We start from the raw sequence: 13647 nt of genomic DNA on the forward strand, positions 1-13647 counted from the left end.
TCCACGTCGATGGAGGTTAGATAATTCTATACACGCGAGCCGGACTGGTTGTGCGATACAAAGGTCGGATGCGCACAGATGCGGGACAGGTCTTGCACTTCTCGGAGGACCCCGGAATCCGGGCCTTCGTGCCGCACGTGGCGGCGACGGCGCGACAGCCCGAGGCGTACGTCTGGGCCGTCGATCACGAGCAGGCGCCCGCCTACTGGTTCCCACGGCAGTGCCCGCGCGCGATGGCCTGGGTGCGGCCCGGCGTCACGACCGGCGCGGACCGGGACCGGATCATCGGCGCGGGCTGCGGGACACGCGTGCACGCCATCGAGTACGCCTGGCTGGACGCCGTGCGCACCACCACCCTGTACGCCTACCGCCTGCCCGCCGACCGGTTCCGCCCGTTCGGGGAGCCCTGTCCGCACGCGTGGGTGGCGACCGATCCGGTCGAGCCACTGGGCCCGCCGGAACCGGTCGGCGACCTGATCGCCTGCCACGCCGCGGCCGGGATCCAGCTGCGGATCCTCGACAACCTGTGGCCGTTCTGGGACCAGGTCACCGCCGGCACCGTGGGTTTCAGCGGCATCCGTTTGCGTAACGCTCAGCCCCGGCTCTTTTAAACGCGGGCTGCCGCGCCCGGGTTGATCAGCGCACCCACCGTGCGGGCCAGGGCTGACCGGGCCGACTCGACAGACAGCTCCATGCCGTCGCGCCACGAGGCCCACGTCGGCCAGAGGCTGACCGCGGTCAGAGCGTTGAGCAGGTCCTCGTCGCTGCCGATCTCCGGGGCGAAAGTGGTGGTCAACTCGTCCCGTACCCGTGCGGTGTGCAACTTGCGATAGCGCTGCAATCCGGCCGAGAACGGCTCCTTGAGCGCGGAAGCCCGCGCAGCGGGCCCGATCTCCTCCAGCAGGCGGGCCCGCTGGTGGCTGAACGCCTCGATCCGCTCGGCCAGCGGAAGATCCGCCGGGATCGGCCGGTACGACGCGTCGCGCTGCTCCAGGACACGCTGACCACTCGCGGCCATCAGCGCCTCCATGTCGGCGAAGTGGCTCCACAGGGCGCGCAGCGACACCCCGGCCAGCTTGGCCACCCGGTCGGCGGTGGGGCGCATGTCCCCTTCGCCGATCAGCCGGAGGTGCGCATCGACGATCGCGTTGCGGGTCCGCTCGGACCGTGCGGTGCGACCGTCGACGCGGGTGGGCGGTGTGGTCACGAACCGCTCCGGTAACGCTTCAGCTCCCGGTGGGCCAGGGAACGCTTGTGCACCTCGTCCGGGCCGTCGGCCAGGCGCAGCATGCGGGCGCTCGCCCACAGCCCGGCGAGCGGGGTGTCCTGGCTGAGCCCGGCCGCGCCGTGCGTCTGGATCGCCTTGTCGAGGATCCACTCCACGGCGGACGGCACCACGATCTTGATGGCCTGGATCTCGGTGTGCGCGCCCCTGTTGCCGACCGTGTCCATCAGCCAGGCGGCCTTGAGCACCAGCAGGCGGGCCTGTTCGATGCGGACCCGCGACTCGGCGATCCAGTCCTGGATGACGCCCTGCTCGGCGAGGGTCTTGCCGAAGGTGGTGCGGGCCAGCGCCCGGGTGCACATCAGCTCCAGCGCCCGCTCGGCCATGCCGATCAGCCGCATGCAGTGGTGGATCCGGCCGGGGCCGAGCCGGGCCTGGGAGATGGCGAAGCCGCCGCCCTCGACGCCGATCAGGTTGGCAGCCGGCACCCGCACGTTCTCGAAGATCAGCTCGGCGTGACCGCCGTGGTCGCCGTCGGTGTAGCCCATGACCGTCATGCCGCGCTTGACGGTCAGGCCCGGCGTGTCCCGGGGCACCAGGATCTGGCTCTGCTGCACGTGCCGGGCGGCGTCCGGATCGGTCTTGCCCATCACGATGAAGATCCTGCAGTTCGGGTTCATCGCGCCGGTGATGTAGAACTTGCGCCCGTTGATGACGTAGTCGTCGCCGTCCCGCTCGATCCGGGTGCCGATGTTGGTGGCGTCGGACGAGGCGACCTGCGGCTCGGTCATCGCGAAGGCGGACCGGATCTCCCCGGCCAGCAGCGGCTTGAGCCAGCGTTCCTGCTGCTCCGGAGTGCCGAACTCGGCGAGTACCTCCATGTTGCCGGTGTCCGGGGCGGCACAGTTGAGCGCCGCCGGCGCCACCGCCGGGCTTCGGCCGGTGATCTCGGCGAGCGGCGCGTACTGGAGATTCGTCAGGCCGGCGCCGTGCTCACCCGGAAGGAAGAGATTCCACAGCCCGGCCTCCTTGGCGGCCTCCTTCAGGCTCGCCAGGATCGCGGGCGGCTCCCAGCCGTCGGTGTGGAACGAGGCCTCGGCGGGGTAGACGTACTCGTCCATGAAGGCGAGCAGTCTCTTGCGGTAGTCCTCGGTCTTCGCGTCGTACTCGAAGTCCATCAGTTTCCTTCCAGCGCTCGGTGGCCCTGCTCGACCAGGGCGGGAACCATCGCCCCGACGGTGTCGAAGCCGGGGCCGACCGTCTGACCCTTGGTGTAGCGGTAGTGCACGCCCTCGAGGATGACGGCGAGTTTGAAGGCGGCGAAGCCCACGTACCAGTGCAGGTCGCTGACGTCCCGCTTGCTCCGTTCGGCGTACCGGGCGGAGATCTCGTCGAGGGTGGGATGGCCCGGGATGTCGATCGGGGCTACCGGCACACCGTCGCGCTCCAGCATGGGGCGCCCGGCGTAGATCAGCATCAGCGCCAGGTCGCTGAGCGGGTCGCCCAGTGTGGACATCTCCCAGTCCAGCACCGCGTTCACCGTCAGCTTGTCGCTGACCAGCACGTTGTCGAGCCGGAAGTCGCCGTGCACCACGGCGCCGGCGCCGTCCGGGATGTCGGTGGCGAGACGGGCGTGCAGCTCGTCGATGCCGGAGAGCTCCCGGCTGCGGGACGCGTCGAGTTGCTGCTTCCAGCGGCGCACCTGCCGGGCGTTGAAGCCCTCCGGCTTGCCGAAGTCACCGAGCCCGATCGCCTGCGGGTCCAGTGCGTGCAGGTCGGCGAGGGTGTCCACGAGCGTGAACGTCAACTCCCGGAACTCGGTGGGGGAGAGGCCCGCGGCGTCCCGGTAGATGGTGCCGTCGACGTGCTCCATGAGGTAGAACGGCGCCCCGATCACCTCGGTGTCAGTGCAGAGCAGCACCGGCTTCGGCACCGGGAAACCGGCCTTGGAGAGGGCGTCGAGAACCTTGTGCTCGCGGGCCATGTCATGGGCGGTCGGCAGCACGTGCCCCAGCGGCGGGCGGCGCAGCACCCACCGGTTGACGCCGTCGGTGACCGCGTACGTCAGGTTCGACCTACCACCCGCGAACATCGTCCCGGAGAGCGGCGGGCTGTCCAGATAGGCCTGGAGTTTCTCCAGGTCGAGGCCCTTCACGAGGACGCCTGCCGCTCGAAACCGCGCTGAAGTTTGTTCATGCCACCCAGCCAACGGTCCGGATCGCTCGCACGCAAGCGGTAGTAGCCCGCGACTTCCTCGTGCGGGAGGATCAGGAAACCCTCGCCGTCCAGCGAATCGGCGACCAGGTCGGCGACCGTCTCCGGGGCCAGCGCCCCCTCGGCGAGCAGCGACGCGGACCCGCTGCCGCTGTCGTTGCCGCGGGTCAGCATGTCGGTGCGCACGCCCTGCGGGCAGAGCGCCTGCACGATCAGACCCCGATGGGCGTACGTCGCTCGCAGCCACTCGGCGTAGGCCAGCGCCGCGTGCTTCGTGACCGAATAGGTGGCGCTCCCCAGCAGGGTCAGCAGCCCGGCCGCGCTCACCGTGATCAACAGTCGCTTCGGCTCGCCGCTGTCCAGCCAGCGCGGCAGCAGTGCCCGGCTCACGTAGACGTGCGACATCACGTTGACCCCGAAGTCGCGCTGCCACTGCGCGTCCGGCGTCGTCTCGTCACCGGACGACAGCACCCCGGCGTTGGAGCAGAACAGGTCGATGCCGCCCAGCTCGGTCCAGGCGGTGTCGATCAGGTGCTGGACGTCGGCCTCGCTCGCGGCGTCACCGGGCACCGCGATGCCGCCGATCTCCCCGGCCACCGAGCGGGCGGCGTCGCCGTTCAGGTCGTTGACCACGACCCGGGCGCCGTCGGCGGCGAACCGGCGGGCCAGCGCCGCCCCGATCCCGCCGCCGGCGCCGGTGACCACGACCCGTTTCACTGGACGGCTCCGGTGAGGGTGAGGCCGCCGTCGATCACGATCGTCTGCCCGGTGATCCAGGCGGCGTCCGGCGAGCAGAGGAACGCCACGGTGCCGGCCACGTCATCGGTGTTGCCGAGCCGCTTGAGCGGATACGTGGCCGCCACCTCCGCCTCCCGCCCCTCGTAGAGGGCGGAGGCGAACCGGGTCTTCACGACCGCGGGCGCGACCGCGTTGACCCGGATCTTGGGGGCCAGCTCGACCGCGAGCTCTTCGGTGAGGTGGATCAGGGCAGCCTTGGTGGTGCCGTAGAAGGCGATCCCGGGCGCGGGGCGCACGCCGGAGACCGAGGAGATGTTGACCACCGAGCCACCGGTGTCGGCCAGCCCGCCGCGCAGCGCCTCCTGGATCCAGCCGAGCGTGCCGATCAGGTTCACCTCGGCCATCTTGCGGGCCGCGTTCAGATCGAGGCTGGCCAGCGGCCCGTACGCCGGGTTGATCCCGATGTTGTTGATCAGTGTGGTGACCGGCCCGAACCGCTCCCGCACCGTGTCGACCACGGCCGCCCGGTGCGCCGGGTCGTCGCCCTTCCCGGCCACGCCGAGGGCCACCTCGGGGCCGCCGAGCTCCTTCACCGCGGCCTCGAGGGCGTCGGCGTCACGGCCGGTGATCGCGACTTTCGCTCCCTGTGCGATGAATCGCTGGGCGATGGCGAACCCGATTCCGCGGCTTGCCCCGGTCACGATCGCTATCTGGTCCGCCATCGCTCAAACCTCCTGAGTCGTGTTTTTGCAGTCTGAGTGCAGATATTACGCGGCCGGTACGCCGTTCTGCGGCGGAGCCACGGGCTGGCCCGTGTACGGCGTGACCGGACCGTCCTTGTCGTCGGTCGTGTACGGCGTGCCGAAGTACACCGCCTTGCCGCCCTGGATCCTGGTGAGCTGCTCTCCGCCGTACCCCGAGTGGTCCTGCGCGGAGAAGCGCAGCGGCACCGTTCCCGGGCCCTGGAAGCCGTTCTTCTGCACGGCCTCGATGATCTTGTCGCGGGTCAGGTCCTTGCCGGCGGCCTGGAGCGCCTGCACGAACAGGTAGCCGACCGACATGCCGTAGACGACGTTGTTGTCGAATTCGGCGTTGCCGTTGTGCGCCGCGTTCACCTTCTTGAACAGCTGGATCCACGGGTTGGCATCGTCGTTGTTCAGCGGCAGGTAGTTGGTGGCCACCAGGCCCTCCATCAGGGGCGCGGCGGCACCCAGCGTCTTCCCGACGGTGGTCGGGTCGGCGCCGACGTTGCTGACCACGAACTGCGGTTTGAACGCAATCTTCGCAGCCGTGCCGATCGAGAGGGCAGTGAAACCGGGCACAGTAGCCAGTACCACCACCTCGCAGCCGGCCGCCTTCAGTGCGCCCATCTGCGGGCCCACGTTCGGGTTGCTGGTCACGTAGCTCTCCTTGGCCGCCACCGGGCCGAGGATCTTCTCGATGCCGGCCAGGCTGTCCCGGCCGAAGTCGTCGTCCTGGCCCAGGAAGCAGGTCTTCTTGCCGGCCAGGTTCTCCTTGACGTACGTGCCGAGGATCTTGCCCTCGACTGTGTAGTCCGGGTTGAAGCCGAACGTGCCCGGGTACTTGTCCGGCTGGTTCCAGCTGCGACTGCCGCTGGCCACGAAGAGGTCCGGCACCCGGTTGGTCTTGAGGAAGTCGAGTATGCCGGTGTGTGTCGGGGTGCCCAGGCCGTTGAGGATCGCGAAGACCTTGTCCTGCAGCACCAGCTCGCGCACCACGGTCTGGGTGTTGGCCGGGTTGTAGCCGTCGTCCTTGATCTTGTAGCTGATCTTCCGGCCGTGCACGCCGCCGTTGGCGTTCACGTAGTCGAAGTACGCCTTGGTGGCCGGCGCGATCTTCGAATAGCCGGCCGCGGCCGGGCCGGTCAGCGGCATGTGGGTGCCGACCACGATCTCGCTGTCGGTCACACCCGGCACGCTCGTGCCGCTGGAACCGCTGCCGCCGCCCTCGCTCGTGCAGCCCGCGGTGGCGAGCAGCACGACGGCCAGGGCCGCCGTCGCCGTACGTTTCATCGATTCCTCCTGATAAGACGTGAAATTCGGGATGGGATGGATGCGAGGCCGCCGGGGGCGGCGAGCATGACGACGACGAGCACCACACCGAAGACGACGAGCGCGAGGTTGCCCTCGAGCTGCTGCGATCCGGTCTGCTCACCGACGGACTGGGCCAGCGTGGGAAGCACCACCAGCAGAACCGCGCCCCACAGGGCGCCGAACAGGCTTCCCAGCCCGCCGATCACGATGGCCATGACAAGGAACAGGGAGAGCGTCAGCGGGAACGCGCCGGGTGAGACGCTCTGCGCGAGCACGGCGAACAGCGCGCCTGAGACACCGGCGCAGACGGCGCTCACCACGAACGCCAGCACCTGGGTCCGCGCGATGTTGATCCCGGCCAGCTTGGCGGCGGTCTCGTCGTCGCGGACGGCCCGCAGGTCACGCCCGAACCGGCCGCGGATCAGCAGCGCCAGCAGCAGCACCACGGCCAGCGCCGCGCCCCAGCACAGCCAGGCCTGCCAGCGCTCCATCGGGATCGTCTCCGGCGGTGGGTTCAGGATCACCGACAGGCCCTGGTCGCTGTTGAAAGTCTCGTCGAAGGTGCTGGTCACCGACGGGACCACGATTGCCACGGCCAGGGTGAGGCCGGCCAGATAGGGGCCGCGCAGCCGGGCCGCGGCCAGGCCGATCACCGCGCCGGCGGCGGTCGTCACCAGGACCGCCACGGCGAAACTGAGCGGCAGGTTCACCCACTTGTTCTGCGTCAGCGCCAGCGTGTAGGCGCCGGTCGCCATCAGTGCGCCGTGCCCCAGGGACAACTGCCCGTTCAGTCCGGTGAGGACGGTCAGGCCCGCGGTGACGCAGAAGTAGGCGCCCGTCGTGGCGAGCTGATAGTTCCGGAACGGCGGCAGCACATACGTCAGCGCCACCACCAGGACCGCGCCGGCCACGATCACCAGAGCCGGGTGCAGGCGCCGTCGGCGCTTCGGCACGGCAGACCCCACATCCGGTACGGGGGCCGCGTTCGCCTTCTGTTGGACGTCGGTCATGCTGGGCCTCCCTGGGCATGCCCTCCCGGCCCTCGCCTACGAGCTGCGCGGTCTGCCGCGGCCAGGTGCCGCTCGGTGCAGTCGGTCATGCCACCCTCGCTTTCGAACTGGAGAACAGCCCGCCCGGCCTGCCGAGCAGCACCAGCACGAGCAGGGCGAGGATCGCCATCGGGGCGACCGTGACGTCGATGTATCCGCTGACGTACGACAGCAGCAGACCCACGATCAGGCCGCCGACGACCGCACCGATCGGGCTGTCCAGACCGCCGACCACCGCGGCCGTGAACGCCGAGACGAAGACGACGTCCATGGCGGTCGGGTGGACGCCCAGTTCGGTGGGGACGACCAGCATCCCGGCGAGCGACCCGACCGCCGCCGCCAGCGCCCAGCCGAGCGTCAACATGCCGCCCACCGAGACGCCGAGCAGGCGGGACACGTCCGGTGCGAAGGCCGCGGCCCGCATCCGCAGACCGATCGCCGTACGGGTGAAGAGCAGCGTGAGAACGACGACCACCGTGCCCACCGCGGCGAAGACGAACAGGTCGTACCGCGACAGCATCGCGATCCCGCCCACCTCGAACGCGTCCCGGCTGAACGGCGTCTCCACCGGCTGGTACTCGTTGCCGTAGATGATGCCGAGCGTGCCCTGCAGAACCAGGACCAGGCCGAGCGCCACCACCACCCCGTTGAGCGGTGACGAGTGGTCGACGAAGCGCATCACCACCCGCTCGACCAGGACCCCGAGCAGGAGCCCGGCCAGCAGGGCCACCACGAACCCGAGCCAGTAGGACCCGGTCGCGTTCGTCACCGAATAGGCGACGTAGACGGCGGCCACCGCCATCGAGCCCTGCGCGAAGTTGACGATCCGCGCGGCGCGCCAGATCAGGACCAGGGCCAGCGCGAACGCGGCGTAGACCAGGCCGCGGCTGAGCCCGTCGAAGGTCAGATAGATGAATCGGTCCATCGCTAGAACCCCAGGTAGGCGTGTCGGAGATCGGCGTCGTCGCGCAACACCGACGCCTTGTTACGGGCCACCACCCGGCCCAGCGCGAGCACCACGCCCTCGTCGGCGATGGAGAGCGCGCTGCGTACGTTCTGTTCGACCAGCAGGACCGCCAGGCCGGTGCGTTCCCGCAGGTCACGGAGCAGCGCCATGATCTGGCCGGTCACCTTCGGCGCGAGGCCCAGCGACGGCTCGTCGAGCAGCAGCAGCCTGGGCCGCCCGACGAGCGCCCGGCCCAGGGCCAGCATCTGCCGCTCACCGCCGGACAGTTGATGGCCGGCGAAGGTGCGACGTTGTGCCAGCGGCGGGAACAACTCGTAGACCTCGTCGAGCGCTTTCCGGGCATCCGCCCGGTCGCGCCGCCAGAGCCCGCCGAGCCGCAGATTCTCGTCCACGGTCAGTTCGGTGACCACGCCGCGCCCCTCCGGGACGTGCGCGATGCCCCTCCGCACCAGATGCTCCACCTTGGTGCCGGCGAGGTCCGCGCCGTCGAAGAGGACCCGGCCACGCGAGCTGCGGACCAGACCCGAGAGGGTACGCAGGAGAGTGGTCTTGCCCGCGCCGTTCGCCCCGAGCACGGCGACGATCTCTCCCGGTTGGACGGTGAGGCCGACGTCGTGCAGGACCGGTGCCGCACCGTACCCCGCGGTCAGGCCGTCGACCTGCAGTAACGCCCCGGTCATGGCGATGCCTCCGGTGCGCTCCGGGTACGGGTGATCATCGGCGCTCCTCCTTCGGGGCCGCTCGGTGGGTATGCCGAGGAGAGCCGGGTCATGCCCGGCTTTCCGGATATGCGAAATGAGAGGCCGGTCCGGCCCCGTGTTGTGAAAGGCGTGCCGCGCTGTCAGGCCGGAAGGGAAACGGTGGCCCGGATCAGGCCGGAGCGCCGAGATAGGCCTCGGTCACCCGTGGGTTATCGCTGATCTCGCCCGGGGTGCCGAGCGCGATCGACCTGCCGAAATCGAGCACCAGGATCTCGTCGCAGACCGACATCACCAGGTCCATGTGGTGTTCGACCAGCAGGACGGTGGTGCCGACCTCTTTGATCAGGGTGCCTAGCCAGCGGATCTCGTCCGAGTCCAGCCCGCCGGCCGGCTCGTCGAGCATCAGGATGCGTGGCTTGGCGACCAGCGCCCGTGCCAGCTCGATGCGTTTACGGATCGCGTACGGCAGCGCGCCGGGATGGGCGCCCGCGTACCGGGCGACGCCACACCGCTCCAGGGCGGTGAGTGCCTCCCGCTCGGCATGCCGGTTGCGTGCACCGACCATCACGTTCTCCAGGACGGTCATGCCGGTGAACTGGCCGACGCCCTGGAGGGTCCGTGCGATGCCGAGGCGGTTCAAATGGTGCGGCCGGGGCCGCCAGGGCTGCCCGTCCAGCGTGAGCGACCCGGAGGTCGGGTTCACGAAGCCGCAGATGACATTGAAAAGGGTGGTCTTGCCCGCGCCGTTCGGCCCGATGACGCCCACGATCCGCCCCGGCGCCACGCGCAGGGAGACGTCATCGAGTGCGGTCAAGCCGCCGAAGCGGACCGTGATGTTGTGGAGCGCGAGCTCCTTGAGCGGGGGATCTGTTGACATGGCCGCCTCGCCGGACCGGTGGGGATCCTAGATGGAGATGGAGCATCAACTATTTACACTTGGAGTGTAACTTTCTCGGCGGACTCGTCAACCACTTGCGATGACCCTGTTACCTCAGGCCACGCCGGCGGGGCGGAACTGCACGCTGATCCGGGGTCCGGCGGCCTTCGCGGTCTTGGGCACGGCGTGCTCCCAGGTGCGCTGACAGGAGCCGCCCATCACGATCAGATCGCCGTGACCGAGGGGCAGCCGCAGCGTGTCGTGCCCGCCGGCGCGTGGCCGCAGCAGGAGATTCCGTGGGGAGCCGACCGAGACGATCGCGACCATCGTGTCCTGCGTGGCGGAGCGGCCGATGGTGTCGCCGTGCCAGGCCACGCTGTCACGCCCGTCGCGGTAGAGACACATCCCGGCGGTCATGAACTCCTCGCCGAGCTCATCGGCGTAGTGCCGGTTCAGCTCGGCGCGGGCGGCGGTCAGAGCGGGATGTGGCAGCGGCTCCTCCGCCGAGAACCAGCGGAGGAGCCGTGGGACGTCGACGACGTCGTCATACATCCGGCGGCGCTCGGCGCGCCAGTCGATGCCGAGCAGCGTCTCGAAGACGGCGTCGGAGCCGGGCAACCAGCCGGGCAGGATGTCCACCCAGGCGCCCGCGGTGAGGTGGCGGCGGGTGAGGCGGCCGGTCAGTGACCCGACCCGGACCTCAGCCGGCCCGGACAGCAGATCGAGCATCGAAGGCTGGTAGGCGCTGGTCATGCCGCCATGTTAGTACTGGCGTTCGATTCCGGCGGCCTTCATCTCCGAGCCTGTGGACAACGGATTCCCCGCTTCGCCTTCTGTGGACAACGGGCCGGTCTCCGCCCCGTCCGTGGCAGGCTTCGGGCGCAACACCGTGGCGGCCAGGACCGCCGCGGCGATCCCGCCCACCACGCCGATGAGAGAGGTGACCGCGATGGCGTCCACGAAAGCGGCACGGGCGGCCTCGGCCAGGCCCGTGTCTCCGGTCGCCACCGCCACCCCGAGCGCTTCACCGAGCGAGTCCCGCGCCGGCCCGGTGACGTCCGCCGGCATCGACGCGCGATATGCCGTGGTCAGCACACTTCCCAGAATCGCCACGCTCAGCGCCGTGCCCACCTGCTGGACCGTGTCGTTGACCGCCGAGCCGACCCCGGCCCGCTCCGGCGGAAGCGCGCCGAGCAGCGTTCCCACCGCGGCCGGCGCCGCCACACCACTGCCCATGCCGATGACGACCAGGGCCGCGGCGAGCTTCAGATACCCATCGTCCGGGTCGAGCGACGAGAGGATCGCGAAGCCGCCGGCGACCAGCAGCAGACCGGCCGCCAGCGCAACCCGCGCGCCGAACCGCTTGTCCACCACCACGCCGACACCGTTGAAGGCCATCGTCGTCACGATCATCGGGATGAAGGCCGAGCCCGCCCGCAGTGGCTCGTATCCGAGGACGAACTGGAGGTATTGCGTGATCGCCAGCATCACACCACCGGCGGAGAAGGAGAGCAGCACGAGCGACAGGCTGGCGCCCCGGAAATTGCGGTCCCCGAAGAGCGACAGCGGCAGCATCGGCTCGGCGACCCGGCGCTCCCAGAGGATGAATCCGGTCAGCGCGACCAGGGCGATGAGGAAACCGCCGACGGTGCGTGCCGACTGCCAGCCGTGCTCGGGTGCGGAGATCACGCCCCAGACCAGGGCGGTCATGCCGATGGTGGAGAGCAGGGCGCCGAGCGTGTCGGGCCGGGTGGCCGGGCCCCTGGACTCCGGGATGATCAGCACCGCGGCCACGATGCCGAGCACCACGATCGGGATGTTCAGCAGAAAGACCGAGCCCCACCAGAAGTGCTCCAGGAAGAAGCCGCCCAGGGTCGGGCCGCCGATCGCGCCGAGCATCAGCACGGAGCTCCAGATCGCGATCGCCTTCTTGCGCTCGTCCTCCGCGAAAACCGTGGTGAGGATGGCCAGGGTGCCCGGCATGAGGAAGGCGGCGCCCAGCCCCATCAGGCCACGGACCGCGATCAGCTGGCCGGGGGTCTGGCAGACGGTGGCCAGCGCGGATGCCCCACCGAAGATCGCGAGGCCGGTGACGAGACCGAGGCGGCGACCATGCCGGTCGGAGAGGCTGCCCGCGGTGAGCAGTGCGCCGGCGAAGACCAGGATGTAGGCGTCGATGATCCACTGAATGTCCGCGGTGCTCGCGCCGAGGTCGCGGATCAGGGCCGGGATGGCGATGTTGAGCACCATGTTGTCCACGACGGCCACGAGCAGGCTCAGGCAGAGCACGCCCAGGATCAGCCAGCGGCGGGGGTGACGGTCGGGCATGGACACGCCTCTCTCGTACGATGTTCGGTTGGACTCGAACACCGTACCAGTCGACTCGAACACTGTGCGAGTCACTTTATGATGACCTCATGCCCGAATTCACCGACTCGGTGTGGACCCGCCCGGCCCGCCCGCGCACCGGTCAGCCGACCCTCAGCCGGGAGCAGATCGTGCGCGCGGCGATCGAGCTCCTCGACGCGGAGGGAGCGGCCGGCCTGAGCATGCGCCGGCTCGGCGCCCGCCTCGGTTCCGGCGCCACCTCGCTCTACTGGCACGTGGCGAACAAGGACGACCTGCTCGAACTGGCCGTCGATCAGGTGATGGGAGAGATCTACGTGCCGGAGCCGGGGGACACCCCGTGGCGGGTGGGCGTGTCGGTGATGGCCAATGGCATGCGGGCCATGCTGCTGCGTCATACCTGGGTGATCGGGCTGCTCGGTGTGCGGCCCACCATCGGGCCCAACGTGATGCGGATGGGCAACCGCAGCGTCGCCCTGCTCCTGGCGGCCGGGTTTACCGGGCCCGCCCTGTCGCACGTGCACTCGCTGATCACCGCGCACGTGATCGGCGCGGCCACCACCGAGGCCGCGGTCGTCGCCGCGGTCCAGCGAGCCGGGCAGTCGGCGGCCGAGATCCGCGAGCAGTTGGAGCCGTTCATGGAGAAGACCGCCGGCGACTACCCCGACTACGCGCGCTGGCGGCAGGAGAACGGGGTCACCGAGATGGACCCGGACCAGGTCTGGGACCAGAGCTACGCCTTCGGCCTGGAGCGGATCCTCGACGGCCTCGAACTCTGGCGGGCCAACAGCATCGGCGACACCTCAGCCGCCTAGCCGCCAGTTCCGGAAGGGGACAGGAGCGAAACCGGCGCCAGCGAGCCGGGTGGGATCAGTCGGTGGCCAGGCGGGCGTGCAGATGCATGTCGTGCCAGCCGTCGGCATGGCGGGCCTCGCCGCGTTTGGTGCCCTCCAGGAGGTAGCCGGACCGCTGGGCGACCTGGCAGGAGGCGGCGTTGTGGGTGGAGTGGCTCAGTTCCAGGCGGTGCAGGCCGAGCTCGCCGATGCTCCACCGGGTCAAGGCGGTCAGGGCGCGGGGTGCGATCCGCTGTCCGCGGGCTGACGGGAGCACCCAGTACGAGACGTGCCCGAGACCCTCGGTGAGGCTGATGTGCCGCAGGCCGGTCTGGCCCACGACCTGCTCGTTCTCGACGATCGCCCAACCCGCGTCCGTCTCCGCCCGCCAGCGGAGCGGCCACTGCGCGATCCATTCGAGCGCCTCGTCCTGGCTCAGGCTCCGGCAGTGCCATCGCTGGATCGCCGGGTCGGCGAAACCCGCCACGACCGCGTCCACGTCGGTCTCCCGCCACGGCCGAAGCCGCAACCCTTCACCGTCGATGACGGGCTGCGCCGCCGTGGACAGCGAACCCGACGGAAGCGCGGGCGTGGTGAGAAGAGGCACCCAGCGACTCTAGGCGAGGGCGGTGCTCCGGTCGTA

At 69.8% G+C, this 13647-nt stretch carries 15 protein-coding genes; 2 read left to right on the forward strand and 13 right to left on the reverse strand.

Going from position 1 to position 13647, the window contains the following annotated elements:
• Window positions 1-68 precede the first annotated feature (68 nt).
• Entirely contained in the window at window positions 69-611 is a 543-nt protein-coding gene (locus tag KZ829_RS05600; protein WP_220142743.1) for a DUF6886 family protein, read from the forward strand.
• On the opposite strand, the gene KZ829_RS05605 is transcribed toward KZ829_RS05600, so the two are convergent.
• From KZ829_RS05605 to KZ829_RS05660, 12 genes are all read right to left on the reverse strand, one after another.
• On the reverse strand, window positions 608-1207 hold the full coding sequence (locus tag KZ829_RS05605) for a TetR/AcrR family transcriptional regulator (RefSeq protein ID WP_220142744.1): 600 nt from the start codon (window positions 1205-1207) through the stop codon (window positions 608-610). The two genes, KZ829_RS05600 and KZ829_RS05605, sit on opposite strands and share 4 nt — an antisense overlap.
• Complete coding sequence (locus KZ829_RS05610) at window positions 1204-2403, reverse strand: acyl-CoA dehydrogenase family protein (protein ID WP_220142745.1); 1200 nt, start codon at window positions 2401-2403, stop codon at window positions 1204-1206. The genes KZ829_RS05605 and KZ829_RS05610 overlap by 4 nt, the downstream gene beginning before the upstream one ends.
• On the reverse strand, window positions 2403-3380 hold the full coding sequence (locus KZ829_RS05615; protein ID WP_220142746.1) for a phosphotransferase family protein: 978 nt from the start codon (window positions 3378-3380) through the stop codon (window positions 2403-2405). The genes KZ829_RS05610 and KZ829_RS05615 overlap by 1 nt, the downstream gene beginning before the upstream one ends.
• On the reverse strand, window positions 3377-4156 hold the full coding sequence (locus tag KZ829_RS05620) for an SDR family oxidoreductase (RefSeq protein WP_220142747.1): 780 nt from the start codon (window positions 4154-4156) through the stop codon (window positions 3377-3379). The genes KZ829_RS05615 and KZ829_RS05620 overlap by 4 nt, the downstream gene beginning before the upstream one ends.
• Window positions 4153-4899 (reverse strand): SDR family oxidoreductase, encoded by a 747-nt coding sequence (locus tag KZ829_RS05625; protein ID WP_220142748.1) that lies wholly within the window; start codon window positions 4897-4899, stop codon window positions 4153-4155. Before KZ829_RS05625 ends, KZ829_RS05620 begins: the two co-directional genes overlap by 4 nt.
• 45 nt (window positions 4900-4944) lie before the next feature.
• The gene (locus KZ829_RS05630; RefSeq protein WP_220142749.1) at window positions 4945-6210 is read right to left on the reverse strand and encodes an ABC transporter substrate-binding protein; all 1266 of its coding nucleotides are present in this window, start codon (window positions 6208-6210) and stop codon (window positions 4945-4947) included.
• Window positions 6207-7241: a branched-chain amino acid ABC transporter permease gene (locus tag KZ829_RS05635; RefSeq protein WP_220142750.1), complete on the reverse strand. Its 1035-nt coding sequence runs from the start codon at window positions 7239-7241 to the stop codon at window positions 6207-6209. Before KZ829_RS05635 ends, KZ829_RS05630 begins: the two co-directional genes overlap by 4 nt.
• 85 nt (window positions 7242-7326) lie before the next feature.
• Window positions 7327-8205 carry a branched-chain amino acid ABC transporter permease gene (locus tag KZ829_RS05640; RefSeq protein WP_220142751.1) on the reverse strand — a complete coding sequence of 293 codons (879 nt, stop codon included), beginning with the start codon at window positions 8203-8205 and terminating at the stop codon, window positions 7327-7329.
• Window positions 8206-8207: 2 nt separating this feature from the next.
• Entirely contained in the window at window positions 8208-8927 is a 720-nt protein-coding gene (locus KZ829_RS05645; protein ID WP_220142752.1) for an ABC transporter ATP-binding protein, read from the reverse strand.
• 190 nt (window positions 8928-9117) lie between these two features.
• Window positions 9118-9825 (reverse strand): ABC transporter ATP-binding protein, encoded by a 708-nt coding sequence (locus tag KZ829_RS05650; protein ID WP_220142753.1) that lies wholly within the window; start codon window positions 9823-9825, stop codon window positions 9118-9120.
• Between the two features lie 114 nt (window positions 9826-9939).
• On the reverse strand, window positions 9940-10578 hold the full coding sequence (locus tag KZ829_RS05655) for an alpha-ketoglutarate-dependent dioxygenase AlkB (protein ID WP_220142754.1): 639 nt from the start codon (window positions 10576-10578) through the stop codon (window positions 9940-9942).
• A 9-nt stretch (window positions 10579-10587) separates the two neighbouring features.
• Window positions 10588-12153: an MFS transporter gene (locus KZ829_RS05660; protein ID WP_220142755.1), complete on the reverse strand. Its 1566-nt coding sequence runs from the start codon at window positions 12151-12153 to the stop codon at window positions 10588-10590.
• 89 nt (window positions 12154-12242) lie between these two features.
• Here KZ829_RS05660 and KZ829_RS05665 point away from each other — a divergent pair, with 89 nt between their 5' ends.
• Window positions 12243-12986, forward strand: a complete 744-nt coding sequence (locus KZ829_RS05665; RefSeq protein ID WP_220142756.1) for a TetR/AcrR family transcriptional regulator — start codon at window positions 12243-12245, stop codon at window positions 12984-12986.
• A 55-nt stretch (window positions 12987-13041) separates the two neighbouring features.
• Here KZ829_RS05665 and KZ829_RS05670 read toward each other — a convergent pair whose 3' ends face one another.
• Entirely contained in the window at window positions 13042-13611 is a 570-nt protein-coding gene (locus KZ829_RS05670) for a GNAT family N-acetyltransferase (protein ID WP_220142757.1), read from the reverse strand.
• Window positions 13612-13647 lie beyond the last annotated feature (36 nt).

It is taken from the genome of Actinoplanes hulinensis (assembly GCF_019429605.1).
Classification (GTDB): Bacteria; Actinomycetota; Actinomycetes; order Mycobacteriales; family Micromonosporaceae; genus Actinoplanes; species Actinoplanes campanulatus.

Excerpts from the sequence above, each read along its gene's own strand:
- KZ829_RS05600 (WP_220142743.1), top strand. The coding sequence starts at position 69 with ATGCGCACAGATGCGGGACAGGTCTTGCACTTCTCGGAGGACCCCGGA.
- KZ829_RS05610 (WP_220142745.1), bottom strand. The coding sequence starts at position 2,403 with ATGGACTTCGAGTACGACGCGAAGACCGAGGACTACCGCAAGAGACTG.
- KZ829_RS05625 (WP_220142748.1), bottom strand. The coding sequence starts at position 4,899 with ATGGCGGACCAGATAGCGATCGTGACCGGGGCAAGCCGCGGAATCGGG.
- KZ829_RS05630 (WP_220142749.1), bottom strand. The coding sequence starts at position 6,210 with ATGAAACGTACGGCGACGGCGGCCCTGGCCGTCGTGCTGCTCGCCACC.
- KZ829_RS05635 (WP_220142750.1), bottom strand. The coding sequence starts at position 7,241 with ATGACCGACGTCCAACAGAAGGCGAACGCGGCCCCCGTACCGGATGTG.
- KZ829_RS05640 (WP_220142751.1), bottom strand. The coding sequence starts at position 8,205 with ATGGACCGATTCATCTATCTGACCTTCGACGGGCTCAGCCGCGGCCTG.
- KZ829_RS05645 (WP_220142752.1), bottom strand. The coding sequence starts at position 8,927 with ATGACCGGGGCGTTACTGCAGGTCGACGGCCTGACCGCGGGGTACGGT.
- KZ829_RS05650 (WP_220142753.1), bottom strand. The coding sequence starts at position 9,825 with ATGTCAACAGATCCCCCGCTCAAGGAGCTCGCGCTCCACAACATCACG.
- KZ829_RS05655 (WP_220142754.1), bottom strand. The coding sequence starts at position 10,578 with ATGACCAGCGCCTACCAGCCTTCGATGCTCGATCTGCTGTCCGGGCCG.
- KZ829_RS05660 (WP_220142755.1), bottom strand. The coding sequence starts at position 12,153 with ATGCCCGACCGTCACCCCCGCCGCTGGCTGATCCTGGGCGTGCTCTGC.
- KZ829_RS05665 (WP_220142756.1), top strand. The coding sequence starts at position 12,243 with ATGCCCGAATTCACCGACTCGGTGTGGACCCGCCCGGCCCGCCCGCGC.